Raw genomic sequence first — 21,507 nt, forward strand, 5'->3', positions numbered from 1 at the left:
TGCCACAGCCGGTGGCCCCGGCCAATCCCTGATGCACTGGTCCTACGGCGGTTGGTGCGCGGCACCAGCCTCCGCGGTGCAGGCGCAAACTGAACCAACCATTGCACTTTGCAACTATATTTGTAGAGTAGCGCGATGAAAGACGATTCCGCTGTCGCAGCCCTCTCTGCCCTCGCACACACCGATCGACTGGCCGCATTCCGAATGCTTGTTCGCGCAGGCCCTGACGGCATGCCGTCAGGGGAGATTGCCGAGCGGCTTACGATCCCCCCAACACGAATGAGCTTTCACCTCGCGACGCTGGAGCGTGCTCGCCTGCTGCGCTCCTGGCGCGATGGGCGACGTGTCCTTTATGCGGCGAGCTACGAGGACATGCGCCAGCTGCTCTCGTTTCTCACCGAGGACTGCTGCTCGGGCAACCCAGAGATCTGTGGTGTGGCCCTGACTCGTTGCGCATCGGAAACCTGCGTTTGAGCCTTCCTCAGCCTTAATGCCCGTCGGCCTGACACGGCCCAGCTCAAGGAGATCATTGCGATGCTGACGATCTATCACAACCCTGCCTGCGGCACGTCCCGGAACGTCTTGGAGATGATGCGCCAGTCTGGCGAGGACCCTGAGATCATCGAATATCTGCACACCCCGCCGACGCGCGAGAAGCTGGTCGAGCTAATTGCCGCCATGGGCATCGCGCCGCACGATCTGTTACGCCAGAAGGGAACCCCGTACGCGGAGTTGGGCTTGGACAATCCTGCCCTCACTGACGAACAGCTGGTGGACGCGATGATCGCGCACCCAATCCTTATCAATCGTCCCATCGTCGTTTCCGATCGGGGCGTGGCGCTCTGCCGGCCATCCGAGAAAGTGCTCACGTTGCTGGCCCACCCGGTCGCGTCCTTTACGAAAGAAGACGGCGAAGCGGTGACGACAGGCGGAGCGTCGAAGTGATGGGTGGCGTTGCCATGGATCTACCAGGCATCGATCCGACACACCTCACCCCAATCGACGTCAACGCACTGGCCACGCCCGGCGACCCCAGACATCCGCCCCGCATCCTCATCCTGTACGGCTCGTTGCGCGAGCGTTCCTATTCGCGGCTGCTGGCAGAGGAAACTGGCCGCTTGTTGCGCTGGTACGGCTGCGACGTACGCATCTTCGATCCGCACGACCTGCCGCTGCCCGACGGGGCGGCTCCAGACCACCCGAAGGTGAGTGAATTACGCGAGCTCGCCTACTGGTCGGAGGGTATGGTTTGGGTCAGTCCGGAGCGCCATGGCGCGATGACAGGGATCATGAAAGCGCAGATCGACTGGATTCCTCTCACCGAGGGCGCCAAGCGCCCGACGCAGGGCAAGACGCTGGCCGTCATGCAGGTTTCCGGCGGTTCGCAAAGCTTCAACGCTGTGAACCAGCTGCGCGTGCTCGGCCGGTGGATGCGCATGCTCACGATCCCGAACCAGTCATCCGTTGCCAAGGCGTTTCAGGAGTTCGATGAGTCCGGGCGGATGAAGCCGTCTGCCTACTATCAGCGCGTCGTCGACGTTTGCGAGGAACTGGTCAAATTCACCTGGCTTGTGCGTGGCCGCTCGGCGTATCTGACCGATCGCTATTCTGAGCGAGTTGAAAACGCCGAAGAATTGTCCAAGCGCGTAAATCAGCGCTCCATCTGACCACTGCGGAGCGCTGCATGCTTGCCCTCGCGATTTTCATCGCCACCCTTGTTTTCGTCATCTGGCAACCGCGCGGGATTGGCATCGGCTGGTCGGCCCTCGCCGGTGCCGCAGTCGCTTTGGCTACCGGCGTCGTCGGGTGGAACGACGTCGGCACCGTGTGGGGGATCGTCTGGGATGCGACCTTTACCTTCGTCGCCCTCATCATCATCTCGCTCATCTTGGACGCGGCCGGCTTCTTTGCCTGGGCAGCACTGCACGTGGCTCGATGGGGCGGCGGCAATGGTCGGAAACTGTTTCCACTGATCGTTCTGCTAGGCGCCACGATCGCTACGGTTTTCGCTAACGATGGCGCGGCACTTTTGCTGACGCCCATTGTTCTCGCCATTTTGCTGCGCCTGAATTTCCCACCTGCCGGCGCGCTCGCGTTCACGGTGGCATGTGGTTTCATCGCTGACACGGCAAGCCTTCCGCTCGTTGTCTCGAATCTGGTCAACATCGTCACGGCGAACTTCTTTGACGTGTCGTTCGGACGCTATGCAACGGTCATGGTGCCGGTGAATCTAGTGTCGGTCGTAGCGACACTGATCGTGCTGTCGCTCTGGTTCCGGCGCGACATTCCTCGCACGTATCCGGTCAGCGATCTCGAAGCGCCGCGTGAGGCGATACGTGACACGGCGGTCTTCCGTGCTGCCTTGCCACTTCTCGCGTTGCTACTTGTGGCGTATTTCGTGACCGGGCCGCTCGGTGTACCCATCGCTCTGGTGACGGGCGCGGCCGCGCTGATGCTGATGGCAATTGCTGGCCGCTGGGCGACGGGCGGCAGAGGCGCCACGATGCAGCTGACGAAGATCCTGCGCGAAGCGCCCTGGCAGATCGTGCTGTTTTCGGTTGGCATGTATCTGGTGGTCTACGGACTCGGCAATGCTTGGCTAACTAAAGCGGCAAGTGCGGTCCTTGAGTGGCTGGCGGCGCAAGGAAGTTTTGTGGCCACGATCGGCACCGGCTTCGCAGTGGCGGGACTCGCCTCGATCATGAACAACATGCCGGCAACGCTGGTGGGCGCGCTCGCCATCGATGGGGCCAACCTTCCCGATGCTACCCGCGATGTGATGATCTATGCCAACGTCGTGGGCAATGATTTGGGTCCTAAGCTCACCCCGATCGGCTCGCTCGCGACGCTTCTATGGCTGCATGTCCTAGCCGGAAAGGGCCAACGAATCACGTGGGGCCAATACATGAAGGTGGGACTGATACTGACGCCGCCCGTTCTGTTGGCCACCCTCGTCGCACTTTGGATCTGGCTGCCGCTATCGCAATGATGGTCTGGGCGGTTGCTTGGACTGATGCGCGACAGGTTGATGATGGCGCAACGAAATCGCAGCCGAGAATTCTCAGCCCCCGTGAGTTTTACAGGGAGCCTAACCGCTCGGACGCATAGCCCACATAGTGGCTAGTCATCTCCACACCAGTCCAGCCGTATCCCTCAAGCTCGGCCGCTACCAGTGTCGTGCCGCTGCCGGCGAAGGAATCTAGGATTCGTCCGCCTGTCTCGCAGATCTTGACCAGCTGCCGCATCAAGTCGGTGGGTTTGCCGGTCAGGTGATGCTTGTCAGCCTTGCGCACCGATTCACGGATGAGCCCCGGCAGCACAGGCGCGCGGCGATCCAGTGGCATGTTGCCCTTGCTGCCCCACACGATGTGTGCGGCTTGGTTCCAGCAGCGCCCCAACTGCGGCCGCACGCCTTCGGTCTTGCCCCACACAGTGATGTCGCGCCAGGCAACGCCGACGATCTACAGCGCGTCGGTGAACAGCAGCACCGGCGCGCCTTCCTTGAGCACGCGCGCGCACTCGGACAGCCACAGGTGCATCCACCCCGGCCTTGCACAGCAGGCGGGCGCATTCGCCACAACGGAGGTTCTTGAGCATTGCGTGGTCTTGCGGTGGTACGAGATTACGCCGCTGCTCGTGGCGTAATTCGGTCAGGCTGGAATTACTGGAGCTGAAAATTTGCTGCATGGAGTGATGGCGCAATTCGCGCTGGCATACGCCTATGTCGGCCAACACCGCCTTAAGGATCGCGGCGCTGACCAATCGTTTCGGCACCGCCACCGCTATGAAGTGTGCTGCCTCGAGACTATTGCTATAGCGTTGCGGATTTTTCCGTTGACACGCTCCTAGCAGCGGAGCGAGTATTCCAACGTCGCCGCACATTCGGCGACCGGGATTGGTCTCCCGAATCAAAAGGCGCACCAGCGCCCATCGATCGATGCATGGCGCTTTTTTATCGCCCGCATCGTCGCGGGCGCATGCCGGCCAGCTTTATGGCGGGCGGTGCGCGGGGGCCGCAAGGCCCACCGGTTCCTTTTGGCCGGCAGACCAACCGCGCACTGTCCGCCACCCCGATTGGTCTCGGCGTGGCGGATTCCAAACCACAAAAGGAGTCCAGCATGTCTTACAACACCCAAGTAGCGCCCGCGTCTGCGGCGCGCCAGATGCCCCAGCGTGTGGGTCTAATCGCCAACACCCTCGAATGCAGCCATACCGCGTGGCTGAGCCTGATGGCACGCCTCGGAAGTACAGGCGCCATCACGATTGCCGACGCTGCTGCAGCGATCACTGCCGTCGACGCCTTAGATGCGCAGGTGCGGCGATGAGCACTAGCAAGCAGTTCCGTGTCTGCACGGGCGTCACCCTCAGCTTCGAAATGATGCAGGGCTATGTGCTGGCCATGCTGCATTCCCACGCGCAGCCTGGTCTGCCGCCGGTCCTGATCGCCTGCGAAGCCACCGGCCTTGATGACGTCTTGCCAGGCGGCGATGCGCAGAGCATCGTGCTGGGCCGGCTGCATGTCTGCATGCATGAAGACCCGGCAGTTGATGTCCTCACCTGGCTGCGCAAGCAAGCGCACCGCAACTGAGCGGCACGATGACTACCGCACACGCAAACGCTTATCCAGAAGACGCCGACTACGCGATCAGCGAAGAAGAACACGACGTGTCCCGGTAGTTTCCGAGCAGCAAAAAAGGCACTTGGCCGCGCGTCCAAGTGCCTGCTTTCTATTGGTGGGCCCACCAGGATTCGAACCTGGAACCAAAGGATTATGAGTCCTCTGCTCTAACCGTTGAGCTATAGGCCCGGCGGGGTGGGTGGCGAGATGCGGGGCATGTCGGACCGTCCAGCTGAGGCGAAAGTTTACCTGTCCGCGCGCGTCGCTGTCTGCTGACATCAGGCATCGATGAGGAGAAGCGCCCGCACCCACCCGTGCCCGTGCATGCCCACAAAAAAAGCCCGGCGCGAGCCGGGCTTCTAAATTTGTATGCGATCAGTGCGCTTTGCGCACCATTCGCGGTAGACGACCCGGATCGACAAGCACCTCAGCAATCCCGAATCTCCACTCCCCACTCCCGGCTACTAAGCCACCTCAAGCTGCGCATCGACCAATTGCCGGCCTGCACGGAATCCCTGCGCGATGGCTTCCTGGTAGGTCTCCCATCCCTGTTCCCGGCCACCGATGCGTGGCTGGCGTTTGCCGCCCAGTGCATACACGTCGACCCACAACGTCCACCTGGCGCCCGGGGACGCCTGCTCGGTGCGTACGCGAATCTCGTGCTCGCGGTATGTGGTGGTTTCAAAGCGGCTTTGCCTGCTCATACGACGGCCTCGTTCCATTCGTCCATCAACTTAGAAGCCACGGCTAGAACGTCACGTGAGTCAGGCAGAAACACGGGCTTTATGTTGCGCCGCTGTCTGGCTTCGTCGCCGGGGCGTGAATGTCGCCTGCGCCATCCCCGGCGCGTCCGTGCTTCGGCGACGTCCACCCGGGCAAGCATAGCGCGCAGCATGCCCCACAACGCAACAGCCCCGCATGTGCGGGGCTGTTGTGTGATCACTGCACCGATACGGCTACCGGATCAGTCGATGTCCAGGAACGAGCGCAGCTGTTCCGAACGGCTCGGGTGACGCAGTTTGCGCAACGCCTTGGCCTCTATCTGACGGATCCGCTCGCGGGTGACGTCAAACTGCTTGCCCACTTCTTCCAGCGTGTGATCGGTATTCATGTCGATACCGAAGCGCATCCGCAGCACCTTGGCCTCGCGCGGGGTCAGCCCTGCCAACACGTCCCGCACCGTCTCGGAGAGATTGATGTTGGTGGTGTTGTCGATCGGGGACTCCACGTTGGTGTCCTCGATGAAGTCGCCCAGATGCGAATCCTCGTCGTCGCCGATCGGGGTTTCCATCGAGATCGGCTCCTTGGCGATCTTCATCACCTTGCGGATCTTGTCCTCGGGCATGTCCATTTCCTTGGCCAGCTCCTCCGGCGTGGCCTCGCGGCCGAACTGCTGGAGCATCTGGCGGGAAATGCGGTTCAACTTGTTGATCGTTTCGATCATGTGCACCGGAATACGGATGGTGCGCGCCTGATCGGCGATCGAACGGGTGATGGCCTGACGGATCCACCACGTCGCATACGTCGAGAACTTGTAACCGCGGCGGTATTCGAACTTGTCCACGGCCTTCATCAGGCCGATGTTGCCTTCCTGGATCAGGTCGAGGAACTGCAGGCCGCGGTTGGTGTACTTCTTGGCGATGGAGATGACCAGGCGCAGGTTGGCCTCGACCATTTCCTTCTTGGCCTTGCGTGCCTTGGCTTCGCCATAGGCCATCGCGCGGCTGATCTCCTTGATCTCGCCCAGGGTCAGGTAGTTGGCCTTCTCCATCTCGATCGAGCCCTGCTGCTCGGAGACGATCTGGTCCTTGACGTCGCGCAGCGCCGACGACCACTTCTGCTTGCGCTTGAGTGCGTCTTCCACCCATTCCAGGTTGGTCTGGTTGCCTTCCCAGGAGCGGATGAAATCCTTGCGCGGCATGCGTGCCACGGTGGTGGCCAGGTGCAGCACCTTGCGCTCGTGATCCTTGATGCCGTTGACCACGCCACGCAGCTGGGTGACCAGCGCATCGGTCAGCGGCAGCGGCAGCTTGAGCGTGGTGAAGATGGCGGCCATGTCTTCGCGCGCCTTGACCACCAGCTTGTGCTCGGCGCCGTTCTTGGCATAGATCTTCTTGAACTTGGCGTATTCGTTGGCCAGGTTCTCCATGCGCGTGGCCACTTCCACCGGGTCCGGACCGGTCGGGCCGGCCTCTTCCTCGGCAGCGTCGTCATCGCCGTCTTCGTCGTCGTCTTCATCGACCGCATCTTCGTCCACGGCGACCGGGCCGGCGGCGGCCAGCGCAGCAGCGGCGGCGTCGGCTTCTTCGATCAGGTCGTTGAAGCCGACCACGATCTCGGCCAGACGCTTCTTGCCTTCCTTATGCGCTTCGTAATCGGCCAGCAGCATTTCGGTCGACAGCGGGAACACGCCCAGCGCTGCCTGGACCTGGCTCAGGCCTTCTTCGATACGCTTGGCGATGGCGATTTCGCCTTCGCGGGTCAGCAGCTCGACCGTACCCATTTCGCGCATGTACATGCGCACCGGGTCGGTGGTGCGGCCACCTTCGGTGTCGAGCGCGGTCAGCGCGGCGGCAGCTTCTTCGGCTGCGGTGTCGTCAACCTCGCGGTTGCCGGTGTTGCCATCGTTGAGCAACAGGGTTTCAGCATCGGGGGCAACTTCATGGACATCGATGCCCATGCCGTTGATCATGCTGATGATGTCTTCGATCTGCTCCGGGTCGACCAGGTCGTCGGGCAGGTGGTCATTGACTTCGGCGTAGGTCAGATAGCCCTGTTCCAGGCCCTTGCTGATCAGTAGCTTGATGTCGGATTGCTGGGCAGGACGTTCGTTGGCCATGAGTGCTCGCGCCACCGGCTTTGAGATTGGAAAGAGAACCTAGCATTATACCAGCGTGAAGCCCGGTCTGCCGGATTCAAGACAGGACCGCTGGTGGACGTGGGTTTCTAGGGTCTGAGAAGGAAGGTCACCGGGCCATCGTTGACCAGGTCGACAACCATATGGGCACCAAAGCGCCCGGTTTCCACCCCGCCGCGATGTTTTTGCCGGCAGATCGCCACCAATTGATTGAACGCCCGTTCAGCCTCCGACGGCGGTGCGGCCGTGCTGAAGCCGGGGCGATTGCCGGAACTGGTGTCTGCGGCCAGGGTGAACTGGCTGACCAGCAGCAGGCCGCCGCCGGTGTCGGTGAGTGAGCGGTTCATCTTGCCGGCGTCGTCGGCGAACACGCGGTAGCCGAGCAGGCGCTCGGCCAGGCGCCGGATCTGCGCGTCGCTGTCGCCGGGTTCGACCCCGACCAGGGCCAGCAGCCCGGGACCGATCTGCCCGACGGTCTGCGCATCGACCGTGACGGCGGCGCGGGTGACACGTTGGATCAGCGCAAGCATGGGCACTCTCCGGCAGCAAACTGTGCCGCGCAGCATGCCCAGCACGGTTGGCACTGTCACGCGCGGGTCATCGCCGGCCGCGCTGTTTAGAATTGCGCGGATGAAACCCGATGTTCGCGCTCGCCTGCTCTACGCCACCGCCGCCACCGTGGGCCGCCTGCCGTGGCCGTTGCTCAAACGTGTGGCCGACGCGCTGGCCTGGAGCTGGCGCAAGCTCAATGCGCGCGAGGCGCGCGTGGCACGCCGCAACCTGGAACTGGCGTACCCGGAACTGGATGCCGGCCAGCGCGCGCAGCTGCATGCGCAGGTGCTGCGGTCGACCGCGCGGCAGACGCTGGAAGTGCTGCGCACCTGGACCCGCCCGCCGGCCGAGAACCTGGCCCGGCTGCAACGCAATGGCCAGGCGCTCTACGATGCCGCACTGGCTTCCGGGCGTGGTGTCATCGTGGCCGCGCCGCACTTCGGCAACTGGGAGCTGCTCAACCAGTGGCTGTCCGAACGCGGGCCGATCGCCATCGTGTATCGCCCGCCCGAATCGGACGCGGTGGACGGTTTCCTGCAACTGGCCCGCGGCGGCGACAACGTGCGCCAGGTGCGTGCCGAAGGCCCGGCGGTGCGGCAGTTGTTCAAGGTGCTCAAGGACGGTGGCGCGGTCGGCATCCTGCCCGACCAGCAGCCGAAAATGGGCGATGGCGTGTTTGCGCCGTTCTTCGGCATCCCCGCCCTGACCATGACCCTGGTCAACCGACTGGCCGAGCGCACCGGCGCGATCGTGCTGTATGGCTGGTGCGAACGTGCCGGCGGCGACCTGCAATTCGCGTTGCATGTGCAGCCGGCCGACCCGGCAGTGGCCGACGCCGACCCGGTGCGCGCCGCCAGCGCGCTCAACGCGGGCATCGAACAGATCGCCCGGCGCGACCCGGCGCAATATCAATGGACCTACAAGCGCTACACGCTGCGCCCGCCGGGCAGCGGCGAGCCCAATCCGTATGCGACCGAGCGGCATCCGCACTGACGCCGGCTGCCTAAAGACGGAGCCGCCCGCGCATGGCGCGGCGTTGCCGGCGGCTCAATCGTCGTGCGGAGCGGCCGGCGTGGCGAGGATGCGCTGATAGAACGCCAGGTCCAGCCAACGGCCGAACTTGAAACCGGCCTCGCGCACGGTGCCGGCATGGGTGAAGCCGAACTGTTCGTGCAGGGCGATGCTGGCCTGATTGCTGGCATCGATGCCGCCGACCAGCACATGCACGCCGCGCTGTTCCGCCGCCGCGATCACGCCCTGCAACAGCAGGCGTCCAAGCCCCTTGCCGCGGTGGTCGCGGTGCACGTAGATCGAATGCTCCACGCTGTACTTGAACGCCGGCCAGGCGCGGAAGGTGCCGTAGCTGGCGAACCCCATCAGGCTGCCGTCGGCAGCTTCCACCCCGATCACTGGAAAGCCGCCCGCGCGCTTGGTCGCAAACCAGCCGACCATGCTCTCCGGTGGCCGCGGCTTGTAGTCGTACAACGCGGTCGAGTTGGCGATGGCGTCGTTGAAGATCTCCAGGATGGCGCTGGCGTGGCGGTCTTCGCTGCAGTCGATAAGAGACATGGGGTCCGGTGCGGGCAGAGGGTCTTGGGATTAAAAGGCATTGCCGGGCGATGAACAACGCAGCCGGTACGCAACCAATCCACGCCTGCCGCGCAACTCAAACGGCGGGCGCTGGATGCAGCGTTCCACCCGGCCGTGGCGACTGGCGCTTGCGAACCACGCGACAATGACCGCACGCGGCAGGCAACGGCCGCGGCGGCGTCCGCCTTGAAGCGGCCGTGGCAATCCCCATCTGGAGTCGTGCATGAGCAGCCCCGTCCCCTCCCCCAGCGCGCAGGCCTTCGGTGATCCGGCCGCGATCCGTTGCGAGCGCGCCGCCTCCGAGCTGCGCGCCGGCCGCCCGGTGCTGCTGACGGCGGCCAACGGGCAGGCGCGCGCGGTGCTGGCGCTGGACAGCAGCACCGCGCAGTCCTACGCGGCCTTCGCGCGTGCGGCACAGGGGCGGCACTATCTGTTCGTCACCCCGACCCGCGCCCAGGTGCTGGGCCTGAGCGCGCCGCAAGGCGCACGTGTGGCGCTGGTCGAACACGACTACGACCAGCTCGCTGCCCTGGCCTACCTGCGCGACACCCCGGTACCGACGCAATGGACCCCGGGCGATGCGCTGGATGCCGGCGCGGTGGAAATCGCGCGGCTGGGACTGCTGCTGCCGGCGATGCTGGCCGTGGAACTGCACGACGCGGATGACCACGCCGCCTTCGCCGGTTGCCAGTCGCTGGCACTGGACGATCTGGGCAGCGGCTGCGCCAAATCCGCCGCGGCCGGCTACGAGCTGGTCACCCGCACGCCGGTGCCGTTGCGCGGGCTGGGGATGAGCGAGTTCGTGGTGTTTCGTGGCGGAGTGGCGCAGCGCGACCAGGTGGCGATCGTGGTCGGCCAGCCCGACCTGTCGGCGGCAGTGCCGGTGCGCGTGCATTCCTCCTGCCTGACCGGCGATCTGTTCGGTTCGCTCAAATGCGATTGCGGCGACCAGCTGCGGCATGGCCTGGCCAAGCTGAAGGAACTCGGCGGCGGCGTGCTGCTGTATCTGGATCAGGAAGGCCGCGGCACCGGCATCGCCGCCAAGATGCGCGCGTACGGCTACCAGCATGCCGGCCTGGACACCATCGATGCCGACGCGCAACTGGGCTTCGGCCCGGACGAGCGCCGCTATGGCAGTGCGGTGGCGATGCTGCGCGGTCTGGGCATCGGCCGGATCCGGCTGCTGACCAACAATCCCGCCAAGGCCGAGCGCCTGCGTGCGGCCGGCATCGCGGTCGAAGACCGCATCCCGGTGACCGGCGACATCACTCCGGAGAACGAGCAGTACCTGCGCACCAAGGCCGCGCGTGCCGGGCATGCGCTGGATGTGGACGCGCTGATTCTGGCCGCGCAGTAAGCGCCGCTGCGCCGGATGCGCCCGTCCGCGGCGCCCGGCTATGCTTGCGCACCGCTCCTGCAGGCCAACCTTGTGCACGACGCTCCACCGCCGCACCCCGAGGTCATCGTCGCTGCCGCGCCGGCACAGGCTCCGGCGGTGGACCACACCCAGTGGCAACCGCTACCGCAACGCGGTGCGTATGTGGCCGGCGTCAACGGCGCGCTGGGCGGCGGATGTGCCGGGCTGATCGCCGCCGGCGCAACCGTCGCCGTGCTGCACGCCTGGCATGACTGGCCGGTGGTGCTGGGCGTGACCGTGGTGGCCGCGCTGCTGGGTGCGTGGTTCGCGGTCAAACGGCATCGGCTCACCCACTGGAAACTCGACCAGCACGGCCTGGCGCTGCAACGCGGCCATCTGTGGCAGAGCGACACGCGCATTCCGATTTCGCGCGTGCAGCACGTGGACCTGCGCCGCGGCCCGATCGAACGCGCCACCCGGCTGACCACGCTGGTGGTGCATACCGCCGGCAGCCGGCTCAACGCGGTGGCCTTGTCCGGCCTGGATCAGGGCGATGCCGAACGCCTGCGCGACCGCCTCGCCCGCCAGCTCGATCACGACGACGACGCGCTGTGAGCGCCATCGAACACTCCGGCCAGGACGAGCAGCGCCTGCATCCGCTGTCGTGGGTGTTCGTGTTGTTGCAGCAGATCCGCCAGTTCCTGATTCCGCTGGCGGCCCTGGTGCTGTTCGGCAGCCGCGATGGCAGCCGCGACTCGGCCGACCACATCGCCACCGGCGTGGTGATGGCAGTGCTGGTGGCAATCTCGGTGCTGCGCTATTTCACCTATCGCTACCGCATCGGCACCGATGGCGTGGCGATCCGCAGTGGGCTGCTGGAACGCAGCCGGCGCGATATCCCGTTCGCGCGCATCCATAACGTGGTGGTGCATCAATCGCTGCTGCACCGGCTGGCCAACGTGGCCGAGGTGCGCCTGGAATCGGCCGGCGGCCACAAGCCCGAAGCGGAAATGCGCGTGCTGCGGCTGGACCAGGCACTGGCGCTGGAAGACCTGATCCGTCGCCGCACGCATGACGCCGATGCCGGCACGCCGCAGATCGAGGCCGACAGCAACACGCTACTGCGTCTGCCGCTGGGCGAAGTGATCCGGCTGGGGCTGATCTCCAACCGCGGCATGGTGGTGGTGGCTGCCAGCTTCGGCGTGATCTACCAGATGATTCCGCGCCGCACCGTGTCCAACTTCGTCGAACACAACGGCGAGCTGGCGTACCGCTACGTCAGCCAGATCCATCCGGGGGCGGCGGTGACCGCCGCGTTGGTGGTGCTGGGCGCCCTGGCCGTATTGGTCGCGATGCGCGCGCTGTCGGTGGCGCTGGCGGTGGCGCAGTACCACGGCTTCCATCTCAGCCAATCCGAGCGCCGCCTCACCGTGGAGCGCGGCCTGCTGACGCGCATCCGCAGCAGTGTGGCGCTGCGGCGCATCCAGTCGTGGACGCTGTACGAAAGCCGCCTGCATCGCCTGTTCGGCCGTCGCCAGTTGCGGGTGGAGACTGCAGTAGCCGGCAGCGCCGACCGCGAAGGCAGCGCATTGAAGGAGCTTGCACCGATTGCCGACCCGCAGCGCTGCGATGCCTTGTTGCAGCGCCTGCTGCCGGGGATCGCCTGGCCGCCGGCACAGTGGCAGGCGATCGCCACGCATTGCTGGTGGCGCTTGAGTCTGCCCACGCTGCTGTTGCTGCTGCCGCTGGTGATCGGCCTGGCCTGGCAATTCGGCAACCAGGCGGCGTGGTTGCTGCTGTGGTTGCCGTGGAGCGCATTCAAGGCGCATCGCCAGGTGCACCGCATGGGCTACGCGGTGGATGCACGGTTTGTCGCCGTGCGCGGTGGCTGGTGGAAACGCTGGTGGCGGCTGGCCGAGCTGGACAAGCTGCAGGCGCTGCAACTGCAACGCTCGCCGCTGGACCGTCTGTCCGGCACCGCAACGCTGTGGCTGGACACTGCCGGCGCCAGCGCGGCCGGCCCGGGGTTGCGGCTGCGCTTCGTGCCGTTGGCGCAGGCGCAGGCACTGCAGGCGCAGTTGGGTGCCGCGTTGGCGCGGCGCAAGCTGCGTTGGTGATTGGGAATCGGAATTGGGGAGTCGGGAATCGGGATTGGGTGAAGTGCTGATTGGCAGCGTTATCTCGTCGATGCGCAACTCGCAGCGATCAGCGTTGTGCCGGGCCCCAGTATCCGAGTTCGCGGCGGATCTGCAGGCCTCGCCACACTGCGCCCAGCGGCTTGCGCCGCAGTGGGCCGAGCTTGCCGGCGATGAAGTCCTCGGTCGCTGCCATCACCCGCTCCGACGACTGCCCGTCGCGGTACGGGTGGATCGCGTCGGCATAACGGGCGAGCGCATCGCGCAGCGACGCATCCGGTGCCAGCGCGCGCGCCAGCTGCTGCGGCAATTGCCCGGGCTGCTGGAAGTCCAGCATATGCGGCTGCGGCACGCGGTTGCGGAAGGTCACCACCGGTTTGTGCTGCACCACGAACTCGGACACGATCGACGAGGTATCCGACACCAGCACATCGGCCGCACGCTGCGCGGCCATCACTTCTTCGGGTTCGACAAAGCGGGCATGCGGCCCGGCCAGCGCGCGATAGCGATCGAACAGCTCCGGCGCGCACTTCGGATGCAGCGTCAGCAGCCAGTAATGCGCACCGCGTGCGATATCGGCGGCGATCTCGTCGTAGAGCGCGGGCGCAGCGCTCAAGCGCTCGGTAAACGTGGAGCCGAACAGGATCACCGGGCGCCCGTTGGCGGGCGCGCGCAGTGCAGCGCTGCGGCCGCCATCGTCGCGGAACACCGGGTCGAGCTTGGGCCAGCCGGTTTCGACCACGGCAAAATGCCCTTCGCGCTCGGCAAGCGCGCGAAACGGCGCCGTGGTGGCCGAGCCCTGCGTGCAATACAGATCGAACAATCCGCGCACGCGGAAGTGCCCGCGGTTGTCTTCGCGTTTCTGCACGTTGAACCCATGGAACAGCTGCACCTTGGCGCCCGCAATGAACGGCGGCACCCAGTTGGCCGCGCTGAACACCGCACGCGGACGCAACGCCAGCGCCTCGCGCAGGCCGACCTCGCGCACCTCCGGCAACACCAGCCCGCGCGCACCGCCCTCGAACCACGCCGACACGGCGTGCCCGCGGGCCTGTAATGCCTGCGCCAATGGCGCCAGAATAGGCAACGCGTAACGTTCCGTTGCGAACAGCAGGTATTGAGCCATCACATGTCCTCTTCGACCGCACCCGACGAACGGCCGCGCATCAGCGCCTGCATTATCGCGTTCAACGAGGCCGATCGCCTACGCGACTGCCTGCGCTCGCTGGCGTTCTGCGACGAGATCGTGGTGGTGGACTCCGGCTCCACCGATTCCACCGTGACGCTGGCCACCGCGCACGGGGCACGCGTCCTGCAGCGTGCCTTCGATGGCTACCGCAGCCAGAAGGCGTTCTGCGTTGCGCAGGCCAGCCACGACTGGGTGCTGTGCCTGGATGCCGACGAACGCGTCAGCGATGCCTTGCGGGCGTCGATCGTTGCCGCGCGCGATGGCGGCTTTGCCAATGCCGCAGGCTATCGCTTCGCACGGCTGTCGGATTATTTCGGCCGGTTCCTGCGCCATGGCAATGCCTATCCGGATCGGGTGCTGCGCTTGTTCGATCGACGCCGCGGCGGCTGGCGCGGCAAGCGCGAGATCCACGAGGCGGCCAGTGTCGACGGTGCAGTGGTGACCCTGGCCGGCGATCTGATCCACTACCCGTACCGCTCACTGGCGCAGCAACTGGCCAAGACCCAGCGCTACGCGCAGATGATGGCCGAACACGACCACGCCCGCGGCAAACGCGCGACCTGGAGCAAGCTGGTGCTGGCGCCGGCCTGGCGCTTCTGGCGCGGCTACCTGCTGCGCGGCGGGTTTCGCGATGGCTGGCGCGGGTTGATCTATGCCTACGTGCGCGCCAACTACGTGCGCCAGAAGACCATCATGCTGTGGCTGCTGCAGCACAACCAGCCGGTGCAGGACCCGCCGCGTGCGGACGAGCGGCGCGGCGACTGAGAGCGGTCAGCAACACGACTGCGCTCGCCGCTACGTCGGCGCAAGACGCGCTCGAAGCCGGCAGTCCACCACGTCAATTCCGGTGACGAGCGAATAACCCACCGCCACCGCAAGCCCGCTTGCTAGACCTTGTCGGCCGCTCGAGCCGGGAACTCCTGCGCCTGACGCGCTGCCAGCCCGACCAGCACACCGACCATCGCCGTATAGAAGCTGGCCGACACCTGGTGCGCAAACATCGACTGGGTCAGTCCGCACAGCGCATAGCTCACCACGATCATCACCCCGGCCGCGGCCGGTCCGCGGAACTGGCGCTGGCCGCTGCGGCGATGCAGCCGCGCGAAGACCCATAACGGCACCCCGTAGACCGCAAACAGCAGCAACAGGCCCGGCACGCCCTGGGTGGCGCCCCACTCGGCCAGATCGTTGTGCGCATGGCCCAGATGGCAGCGCAGCAGCCAGGTGTCGCCGGCGCACACCGGCAGCTCGCGCATCGCATCGTCGAAGCGCCCGACGCCGATGCCGGTGAGCGGATGCGCGCGCAAGGTGTCCCAGGCCACGTGCAGGCGCTCGATCCGGGCACCGGCGGAGGAGTCGCTGTCGCCGACCTCATAGCGCTGCAGGTCGCTCTGCAACTCGCCCAGGCGCATCTGCTGGGTCAACGCCGGCACGCTGAGCACCACGCCCACCGCCAGCACCGCACTGCCGACGAAGGTCAGCAAGCGCATGCGTGCGCTCTGCCAGGGCGCGCCCCAGATCAGCACGCCCAAGGTCACCAGCAGCGACAACCACACCCCGCGGCTGCCGCTGAGCACGATCACCACCACCGTGGCGATGGCCGCGCCCACCAGCCAGCGCACCTTGCCAGGCGGGCGGCAGAACACCGCCACTACCAGCAACATCAGCGCGATATCGGCAAATACAATCGCATTGGTCCAGCCTTCCGCGCGGTCGGCACCGTTCATCACCTGCAGCATGGCGATCAACATTGCCGCGAACACGCCGGCCAGCGCGCCACGCCATAGCCAGACCTGGCGCGGCCGCAGTGCGTACGCCCACACCGCCGCCCACGGCAGCACCAGAAAGCGCGAGCGGTTGTCGACATCGCGCAGCCCGTGCTCGAACAGCACGATCGACAACAGCGACATCGCGATCACCGCCGCGGCCAACCACCCCAGCGCACGCAGCGACCAGGGGCGCATGGCAACGCCTGCGCGCAGGCTGCGCCAACCCACCAGCGAGCCAAGCAACAGGCACAGCCCGAACGGCAGCAATCCGCTCGGCATGCTGACCACCAGCGCGGTCAACGCGAACACGCCCAGTTCGGCGATGCCCACACCTGCGGGTGACGCGATGGGGGCCGACGAGGAAAGCGCAGCGGGCTGGGTGGGCAAGGAATTCATTCAGACATCGGTGGCAAGTGGGGGTGACATCGGGCGACACGCGTCAGCGACGCCGGCCAAGCTAACGATGCCCCGCATGAATCCATGCTAGACAGCGGCCGGCGACGGCATTGACGGGCCGCCGATCGCGGCAGACACCTGCGCTGCGCCGGCTCATTCGGTGTCCAGGTTGCCCTGCTCCTGCGCTTCCACTGCCCGCTGCTCGGAACTCGCCACGCAGCTGCCGTGCACGGCATCGGCCGGCACCAGCCACCAGCGACGGCGGTTGGCCACCCCCACCATCTGGCTGCGGCTGCGGTCCACGCAGGCCAGCAGCGCGGTCTCCTGCGCCATCAGCCAACGTCGATCGGGACGCTCTGCCTGCCAGGCCACCGCGCGCTGCAGCTGTTGTTCCCACGGCACCTTGAAGCCGAAGGTCTGCGCGGGGCGGTCGGCCATCAGCAGGTTCTGCTCTTTCCAGGCCACCAGCCCGAGCTGCGCGTCCGGGCCGATCCGGCGCCCGGCCTCGCGCATCACCGCGCCCGCCGAACTGGAGTCGTTGAAGATCGGATAGCAGACCAGGCCGAACGCCACCCACCACGCGCCCAGCAGCGATGCAGCGGCAAGCGCGGAGCGGCGCACCCGCAGCAGCAACAGGCTGGCCACGCCCCACAGACCGACCGCCAGCAGCAGCCAGCCGAGCGGGTCGGTGGCCTCGCTGCCGACCCCGCGGCTGTCCATGATCTTCTGCTCGAAGCCCGGGTGCCCGATCAGCATCGCCGCGCCGCCGGCAGCGAAGGCCACCGTCAGCAGCAGCACGAATCCGAACAGCAGCCGCTGCACCCCGGCGCGACGCAGCAGGCCTGCCGCCAGCGGCGCCAGCGCCAGGCAGAACATCGGCAGCGCCGGCAGGATGTACACATCGCGCTTGCCGCTGGGAATGGTGAAGAACACCAGCACCAGCAGCCACCAGGCCAGCGGCAACAGATAGCGCGCATCGCGTCGCTTGAGCCGGCGCCACCAGGCCGGGATCGCCCAGGGCAGCACCAGGATGGTCGGCAGCCACATCGTGGCCATGCCCTTGAAGTGGTACCAGACCGGCTGCGCGTGATCCCAGGAATTGGCATAGCGCTTGGCGGTCTGGCGCAGCAGGATGTCGTTGAGATAGACGCGGTACTCGGGCTGGCCGGCAGTCAGCGCGGTCACCATCATCGGCACGAACCACAGCAGGATCGCGACGAAGAAGAACAGCGGCCCCAGCCAGAAACGCCGATCGCGCACATGCACGCGCACGCCCGGCCAGCCGCGCGCCGCCGCGATGCCGGCCGGGATCAGCATCAGCAGGGCGATGATGCCGACCCCCTTGGTGATCACGCCCAGCCCGGCGGCAAACCAGCCCAGCGTCCACCAACGCCAGGCCGGCCCCAGCAACAGATGGCGCAGCAACCCGTAATTGGCCAGGGTGATCCAGAACACCACCAGCGGATCGATCTGCGCCTTCTTGGCCTGGAAGGTGAAGTGCAGCGTGAACAACAGCATCCACGCCGCATACGCGCCCACACGCCGGGTCCACAGGCGCCGCCCCAGGTCGTACACGCAGGCCAGCGTGCCCAGCGCCGCCAGCAGCGACGGCAGCAGGAACGCCACCCGCCAGTTGCCCAGCAGCGTGTAGAACAGCGCCTGCAGCCACATCAGCATCGGCGGCTTGTCCGAATACAGCTCGTTGCCGCGATGCGGGAACAGCCAGTCGCCGCTCATCACCATCTGCTTGGCGACCAGTGCAAACCGCGGCTCGTCCGACGGCCAGGGGTCGCGCAGTCCCAGGCCGGCACCGATCACCAGAACGGCGGTGATGGCCAGCAGCCAGAAATCCTTGGAAGCACGAGTCTTGAGCATGACGGGCGGCAGTGGATGCACAGGTGGAGCGCCGGGATCGGCGCGCGGTCAGGACGCTTTTAGCAAAAGCGCGTAGAAAAAACCGTCGCAGTGCTGCTCGCCGGGAAAACGCTGGCGTCCGGCACCGGCCGCATGACCGAATTGCGCGCCCAGCGGCTGCGCCTGCGCATCGGCAGTGCGTTGCAGGAATGCCTGCACCTGCGCCTGGTTCTCGCGCGCCAGCAGGGAACAGGTGGTGTAGAGCAGCTGCCCGCCCGGCCGCAGCGTGCGCCAGGTGGCATCGAGCAGACGCGCCTGCAACGCGCACAAGGCGTCGATATCGTCGGCACGGCGATGCAGCAGCACGTCGGGCTGACGGCGCACCACGCCGGTGGCCGAACACGGCGCATCCAGCAGCACCGCATCGAACGGCTGGCCGTCCCACCATGCGGCGGTATCGGCTGCGTCAGCGGTGTGCAAGGTCACCTGCGCGGCCGGCACGGTGCGCTGCAAGGTCTGCTGCACCCGCTCCAGCCGGCGCGCATCCACATCCAGCGCGGTGAGCTGCAGGCCAGGATGACGTTCCAGCAGATGCGCGGCCTTGCCGCCGGGCGCCGCGCAGGCATCGAGCACGCGTGCAGATGGCGCCAGCGCCAGCGCATCGGCAACCTGCTGGGCAGAGCCGTCCTGCACCGAGACATCGCCGTCGGCAAAGCCCGGCAACTGGCTCACCGGCACCGCCCCGCGCAGACGCACCGCATCCGGCAACAGCGCATCGGTGTCCGCGCCGATGCCCAGCGCGGCCAGCCGGGCGACATAGCCGGCCGGGTCGATCCGCGCGCGCTGCACGCGTAGCCACATCGGCGCCATCTGCGCGCTGGCCACGAAGATGCGTTCGGCCTGCTCGCCCCAATCGGCGCGCAGTTGCTTGCGCAGCCAGGACGGCCAGCCCGCATCGGCGGACACCGCTGGAAACCCCTCGCGCTGGGCGCGCCGCAGGATCGCGTTGACCATGCCGGCCTGCCGCGGCCGGCCCAGCGCGCGGCACGCGTCCACGGTGGCCGACAAGGCCGCGTGCGCGGGCAGCTGCAGCACGTCGAGCTGGGCGAAGCCGGCCATCAGCAGCGCTTTCAGTTCCGCGTCGCGCGGCGGCAGCGGGCGTTCCAGCCACTGCCGCAATGCCACGTCATAGGCCGGGCGGCGGCGCAGCACCGCAAAGCAGATCGCCTCCACCAGCGCGCGGTCGCGTGGATCAGCAAGACCGGGCAAGGTCGCGGCCAGTTCGGCCTTGAGCGAGCGGCCCTGGTCGAACACCGCCGTCAGCACCCGTGCCGCGGCCAGACGCGAGCCAACGCCGGCGGTTGCGGTCTCTGCCGACATCAGCGCAGCGCCGGCAGGTCGCGGCGCGCGTTGAGGTAGTCGGCAGCGGTGATCGCCTTGCCGCCCTCGCGCTGCAGCACGCGCACCCGCAGCGCGCCCTGCCCGCAGGCGATGTCGATGCCCTGCTTGCTGGCGGCGAGCAGGGTGCCCGGCGCCTGCTGATGGGCCAGCTCCAGCGCCACCGCACCATGCAGGCGCACGCGCTCGCCGGCCAGGACCGCCTCGGCCACCGGCCATGGATTGAACGCGCGTACCCGCCGCGCCAGCTCCTGCGCCGGCTGGGTCCAGTCCAGCCGCGCCTGCGTCTTGTCCAGCTTGTGCGCATAGGTCACGCCCTCGGCCGGCTGCGGCTGCGCCACCGGGCGGATGCCGGCACGCAGCAGGCCCAGGCCATCGGCCAGCACCTGCGCGCCCAGCGCGGCCAGGCGATCGTGCAGCTGCCCGCCGGTTTCCTGCTCGCCGATGGCCAGCCGCTGCGACAGCAGCACTGGGCCGGTATCCAGCCCGGCTTCCATCTGCATCAGGCAGACGCCGGTTTCGGTATCGCCGGCCTCGATCGCGCGCTGGATCGGCGCGGCGCCACGCCAGCGCGGCAACAACGAGGCATGCACGTTCCAGCAGCCATGGGTCGGCGCGGCCAGCACTGCCTTGGGCAGGATCAGGCCGTAGGCCACCACCACCATCAGATCGGCATTGAGCGCGCGTAGCGTGGCCAGCGCCTCCGACGAGCGCAGCGTTTGCGGCTGGAAGACCGGGATGCCGCGCGCAATCGCCTCCAGCTTGACCGGCGACGGCGTCAACCCGCGGCCACGGCCGGCCGGCCGATCCGGCTGGGTGTAGACCGCCACCACTTCATGCCGCTGCGCGGCTGCGCGCAACGAGGCGACGGCAAAATCCGGCGTACCGGCGAATACGATTCTCATAGGGCGGGGATTCGGGAGTGGGGATTGGGGAGTGGCAGCGGCGGGGAATGGGGATTCGGGCATCGGGATTCGCAGCAGGGGGCTTGGGCAACACCGCAGTGGCTGGCCAATCCCATATCCCAGGTCCCGACGTGTCGCTCCATCCGTGTACGCGGAGCGCGTGCAGCGACGGCCTGCGCCATCGCCCAATCACACGCATAGCCCCGCGCCTAGCGATTGAGCGTGGGACCAACGGACCGGCAAGCAGCCAGAAAACCCGCTTCACCAATCCCCAATCCCAACTCCCCAATCCCTGCCCTCAGGCCACGTGCTTACGCTGCTTGGCCAGTTTCTTGCGCACCATTTCGCGCTTGAGCGGCGACAGGTAATCGACGAACAACTTGCCGTCCAGATGGTCCATCTCGTGCTGGATGCACACCGCCAGCAGGCCGTCGGTGCTCAGTTCCTGCGCCTTGCCCTGGCGGTCGAGATAGCGCACGGTGATCGCATCGGCGCGGGCGACGTCGGCATAGATGCCCGGTACCGACAGGCAGCCTTCCTGGTAGACCTGCTCGCCCTGCCTGCTCACGATCTCCGGGTTGATGAACACCTGCGGGAGCGTCTTCTCCTCGCTGACGTCGATCACCATGAAACGCTTGTGCACGTCCACCTGACTGGCGGCCAGGCCGATGCCGGGCGCCTCGTACATGGTCTGGAACATGTCGTCGAGCAGGGTCTGGAATGCCGGGCTGGTGAGCTCGGCAGCATCGACCGGCACGGCCTTGGTGCGCAGCCGCGGATCGGGGAATTCGAGAATAGGGAGCAAAGCCATGTGATTACCCGTCTGGGAACACCGGCGCTGCGCCGGCAAGACGCTGTCATTCTAGCGCAATGCTTGCGTGACGCCC

At 66.6% G+C, this 21,507-nt stretch carries 20 protein-coding genes, 1 tRNA gene and 2 pseudogenes; 11 read left to right on the forward strand and 12 right to left on the reverse strand.

Annotated features, from left to right (window positions below):
* Positions 1 to 135 precede the first annotated feature (135 nt).
* Genes DGN21_RS17505 through DGN21_RS17520 form a run of 4 tightly spaced genes read left to right on the forward strand, consistent with a single transcriptional unit; the run spans position 136 to position 2,989 of the window.
* Entirely contained in the window at positions 136 to 474 is a 339-nt protein-coding gene (locus DGN21_RS17505) for a metalloregulator ArsR/SmtB family transcription factor (protein ID WP_102580468.1), read from the forward strand.
* 54 nt (positions 475 to 528) lie between these two features.
* A complete protein-coding gene (arsC, locus tag DGN21_RS17510) occupies positions 529 to 945 on the forward strand; it encodes an arsenate reductase (glutaredoxin) (RefSeq protein WP_202975123.1) in 417 nt (138 codons plus the stop codon).
* Complete coding sequence (gene arsH / locus DGN21_RS17515; protein WP_104567911.1) at positions 942 to 1,667, forward strand: arsenical resistance protein ArsH; 726 nt, start codon at positions 942 to 944, stop codon at positions 1,665 to 1,667. The genes arsC and arsH overlap by 4 nt, the downstream gene beginning before the upstream one ends.
* Before the next feature lie 17 nt (positions 1,668 to 1,684).
* Positions 1,685 to 2,989 carry an arsenic transporter gene (locus DGN21_RS17520; protein WP_237475028.1) on the forward strand — a complete coding sequence of 435 codons (1,305 nt, stop codon included), beginning with the start codon at positions 1,685 to 1,687 and terminating at the stop codon, positions 2,987 to 2,989.
* A gap of 88 nt (positions 2,990 to 3,077) precedes the next feature.
* On the opposite strand, the pseudogene DGN21_RS17525 reads toward DGN21_RS17520, so the two are convergent.
* Positions 3,078 to 3,542, reverse strand: a pseudogene (locus DGN21_RS17525) (DNA methyltransferase); the annotation flags it as partial.
* Positions 3,543 to 4,118: 576 nt separating this feature from the next.
* On the opposite strand from DGN21_RS17525, the gene DGN21_RS17535 reads away from it, so the two are divergent.
* Positions 4,119 to 4,325 (forward strand): hypothetical protein, encoded by a 207-nt coding sequence (locus DGN21_RS17535; RefSeq protein WP_104552815.1) that lies wholly within the window; start codon positions 4,119 to 4,121, stop codon positions 4,323 to 4,325.
* Complete coding sequence (locus DGN21_RS17540) at positions 4,322 to 4,588, forward strand: hypothetical protein (protein ID WP_160955244.1); 267 nt, start codon at positions 4,322 to 4,324, stop codon at positions 4,586 to 4,588. Before DGN21_RS17535 ends, DGN21_RS17540 begins: the two co-directional genes overlap by 4 nt.
* 143 nt (positions 4,589 to 4,731) lie before the next feature.
* Here DGN21_RS17540 and DGN21_RS17545 read toward each other — a convergent pair.
* From DGN21_RS17545 to dtd, 4 genes and pseudogenes are all read right to left on the reverse strand, one after another.
* Positions 4,732 to 4,807: transfer RNA gene (locus DGN21_RS17545), tRNA-Ile, on the reverse strand.
* 275 nt (positions 4,808 to 5,082) lie between these two features.
* Positions 5,083 to 5,396: pseudogene (locus DGN21_RS17550) on the reverse strand (hypothetical protein).
* A 186-nt stretch (positions 5,397 to 5,582) separates the two neighbouring features.
* Positions 5,583 to 7,457 carry an RNA polymerase sigma factor RpoD gene (rpoD, locus tag DGN21_RS17555; RefSeq protein ID WP_016902493.1) on the reverse strand — a complete coding sequence of 625 codons (1,875 nt, stop codon included), beginning with the start codon at positions 7,455 to 7,457 and terminating at the stop codon, positions 5,583 to 5,585.
* 107 nt (positions 7,458 to 7,564) lie between these two features.
* Positions 7,565 to 8,005 (reverse strand): D-aminoacyl-tRNA deacylase, encoded by a 441-nt coding sequence (dtd, locus tag DGN21_RS17560; RefSeq protein WP_104608183.1) that lies wholly within the window; start codon positions 8,003 to 8,005, stop codon positions 7,565 to 7,567.
* Between dtd and DGN21_RS17565 the strand changes: the two genes are divergently transcribed.
* Positions 8,004 to 9,020, forward strand: a complete 1,017-nt coding sequence (locus DGN21_RS17565; RefSeq protein WP_024938516.1) for a lauroyl acyltransferase — start codon at positions 8,004 to 8,006, stop codon at positions 9,018 to 9,020. The two genes, dtd and DGN21_RS17565, sit on opposite strands and share 2 nt — an antisense overlap.
* A gap of 54 nt (positions 9,021 to 9,074) precedes the next feature.
* On the opposite strand, the gene DGN21_RS17570 is transcribed toward DGN21_RS17565, so the two are convergent.
* Entirely contained in the window at positions 9,075 to 9,596 is a 522-nt protein-coding gene (locus DGN21_RS17570) for a GNAT family N-acetyltransferase (protein WP_047129480.1), read from the reverse strand.
* A gap of 244 nt (positions 9,597 to 9,840) precedes the next feature.
* On the opposite strand from DGN21_RS17570, the gene ribA reads away from it, so the two are divergent.
* From ribA to DGN21_RS17585, 3 genes are all read left to right on the forward strand, one after another.
* Entirely contained in the window at positions 9,841 to 10,974 is a 1,134-nt protein-coding gene (gene ribA / locus DGN21_RS17575) for a GTP cyclohydrolase II RibA (protein ID WP_016902497.1), read from the forward strand.
* Between the two features lie 138 nt (positions 10,975 to 11,112).
* Positions 11,113 to 11,589, forward strand: a complete 477-nt coding sequence (locus DGN21_RS17580; RefSeq protein WP_024938517.1) for a PH domain-containing protein — start codon at positions 11,113 to 11,115, stop codon at positions 11,587 to 11,589.
* Positions 11,586 to 13,091 carry a PH domain-containing protein gene (locus DGN21_RS17585; RefSeq protein ID WP_126966530.1) on the forward strand — a complete coding sequence of 502 codons (1,506 nt, stop codon included), beginning with the start codon at positions 11,586 to 11,588 and terminating at the stop codon, positions 13,089 to 13,091. Before DGN21_RS17580 ends, DGN21_RS17585 begins: the two co-directional genes overlap by 4 nt.
* Positions 13,092 to 13,179: 88 nt before the next feature.
* On the opposite strand, the gene DGN21_RS17590 is transcribed toward DGN21_RS17585, so the two are convergent.
* On the reverse strand, positions 13,180 to 14,238 hold the full coding sequence (locus DGN21_RS17590) for a CDP-glycerol glycerophosphotransferase family protein (RefSeq protein ID WP_126966529.1): 1,059 nt from the start codon (positions 14,236 to 14,238) through the stop codon (positions 13,180 to 13,182).
* On the opposite strand from DGN21_RS17590, the gene DGN21_RS17595 reads away from it, so the two are divergent.
* On the forward strand, positions 14,239 to 15,063 hold the full coding sequence (locus DGN21_RS17595; RefSeq protein WP_126966528.1) for a glycosyltransferase family 2 protein: 825 nt from the start codon (positions 14,239 to 14,241) through the stop codon (positions 15,061 to 15,063).
* A 122-nt stretch (positions 15,064 to 15,185) separates the two neighbouring features.
* On the opposite strand, the gene DGN21_RS17600 is transcribed toward DGN21_RS17595, so the two are convergent.
* The 5 genes from DGN21_RS17600 to def all read right to left on the reverse strand — a co-directional run bounded on the left by DGN21_RS17600 (position 15,186) and on the right by def (position 21,431).
* Positions 15,186 to 16,463 (reverse strand): O-antigen ligase, encoded by a 1,278-nt coding sequence (locus DGN21_RS17600; protein ID WP_126966527.1) that lies wholly within the window; start codon positions 16,461 to 16,463, stop codon positions 15,186 to 15,188.
* A 153-nt stretch (positions 16,464 to 16,616) separates the two neighbouring features.
* Positions 16,617 to 18,338 carry a glycosyltransferase family 39 protein gene (locus tag DGN21_RS17605; RefSeq protein ID WP_102580479.1) on the reverse strand — a complete coding sequence of 574 codons (1,722 nt, stop codon included), beginning with the start codon at positions 18,336 to 18,338 and terminating at the stop codon, positions 16,617 to 16,619.
* Positions 18,339 to 18,386: 48 nt separating this feature from the next.
* Positions 18,387 to 19,697 (reverse strand): 16S rRNA (cytosine(967)-C(5))-methyltransferase RsmB, encoded by a 1,311-nt coding sequence (gene rsmB, locus DGN21_RS17610; RefSeq protein ID WP_215825008.1) that lies wholly within the window; start codon positions 19,695 to 19,697, stop codon positions 18,387 to 18,389.
* Positions 19,697 to 20,620 carry a methionyl-tRNA formyltransferase gene (fmt, locus tag DGN21_RS17615; protein WP_102255868.1) on the reverse strand — a complete coding sequence of 308 codons (924 nt, stop codon included), beginning with the start codon at positions 20,618 to 20,620 and terminating at the stop codon, positions 19,697 to 19,699. The genes rsmB and fmt overlap by 1 nt, the downstream gene beginning before the upstream one ends.
* A gap of 298 nt (positions 20,621 to 20,918) precedes the next feature.
* Entirely contained in the window at positions 20,919 to 21,431 is a 513-nt protein-coding gene (def, locus tag DGN21_RS17620; RefSeq protein ID WP_024938525.1) for a peptide deformylase, read from the reverse strand.
* Between the last annotated feature and the right edge of the window lie 76 nt (positions 21,432 to 21,507).

It is taken from the genome of Xanthomonas sp. MLO165, assembly GCF_018831305.1.
In the GTDB taxonomy this organism is placed as follows: Bacteria; Pseudomonadota; Gammaproteobacteria; order Xanthomonadales; family Xanthomonadaceae; genus Xanthomonas; species Xanthomonas arboricola.

Excerpts from the sequence above, each read along its gene's own strand:
- DGN21_RS17505 (WP_102580468.1), top strand. The coding sequence starts at position 136 with ATGAAAGACGATTCCGCTGTCGCAGCCCTCTCTGCCCTCGCACACACC.
- fmt (WP_102255868.1), bottom strand. The coding sequence starts at position 20,620 with ATGAGAATCGTATTCGCCGGTACGCCGGATTTTGCCGTCGCCTCGTTG.
- DGN21_RS17595 (WP_126966528.1), top strand. The coding sequence starts at position 14,239 with ATGTCCTCTTCGACCGCACCCGACGAACGGCCGCGCATCAGCGCCTGC.
- DGN21_RS17540 (WP_160955244.1), top strand. The coding sequence starts at position 4,322 with ATGAGCACTAGCAAGCAGTTCCGTGTCTGCACGGGCGTCACCCTCAGC.
- DGN21_RS17600 (WP_126966527.1), bottom strand. The coding sequence starts at position 16,463 with ATGAATTCCTTGCCCACCCAGCCCGCTGCGCTTTCCTCGTCGGCCCCC.
- rsmB (WP_215825008.1), bottom strand. The coding sequence starts at position 19,697 with ATGTCGGCAGAGACCGCAACCGCCGGCGTTGGCTCGCGTCTGGCCGCG.
- DGN21_RS17520 (WP_237475028.1), top strand. The coding sequence starts at position 1,685 with ATGCTTGCCCTCGCGATTTTCATCGCCACCCTTGTTTTCGTCATCTGG.
- ribA (WP_016902497.1), top strand. The coding sequence starts at position 9,841 with ATGAGCAGCCCCGTCCCCTCCCCCAGCGCGCAGGCCTTCGGTGATCCG.
- dtd (WP_104608183.1), bottom strand. The coding sequence starts at position 8,005 with ATGCTTGCGCTGATCCAACGTGTCACCCGCGCCGCCGTCACGGTCGAT.
- DGN21_RS17570 (WP_047129480.1), bottom strand. The coding sequence starts at position 9,596 with ATGTCTCTTATCGACTGCAGCGAAGACCGCCACGCCAGCGCCATCCTG.
- DGN21_RS17535 (WP_104552815.1), top strand. The coding sequence starts at position 4,119 with ATGTCTTACAACACCCAAGTAGCGCCCGCGTCTGCGGCGCGCCAGATG.
- DGN21_RS17565 (WP_024938516.1), top strand. The coding sequence starts at position 8,004 with ATGGGCACTCTCCGGCAGCAAACTGTGCCGCGCAGCATGCCCAGCACG.
- rpoD (WP_016902493.1), bottom strand. The coding sequence starts at position 7,457 with ATGGCCAACGAACGTCCTGCCCAGCAATCCGACATCAAGCTACTGATC.
- def (WP_024938525.1), bottom strand. The coding sequence starts at position 21,431 with ATGGCTTTGCTCCCTATTCTCGAATTCCCCGATCCGCGGCTGCGCACC.
- DGN21_RS17605 (WP_102580479.1), bottom strand. The coding sequence starts at position 18,338 with ATGCTCAAGACTCGTGCTTCCAAGGATTTCTGGCTGCTGGCCATCACC.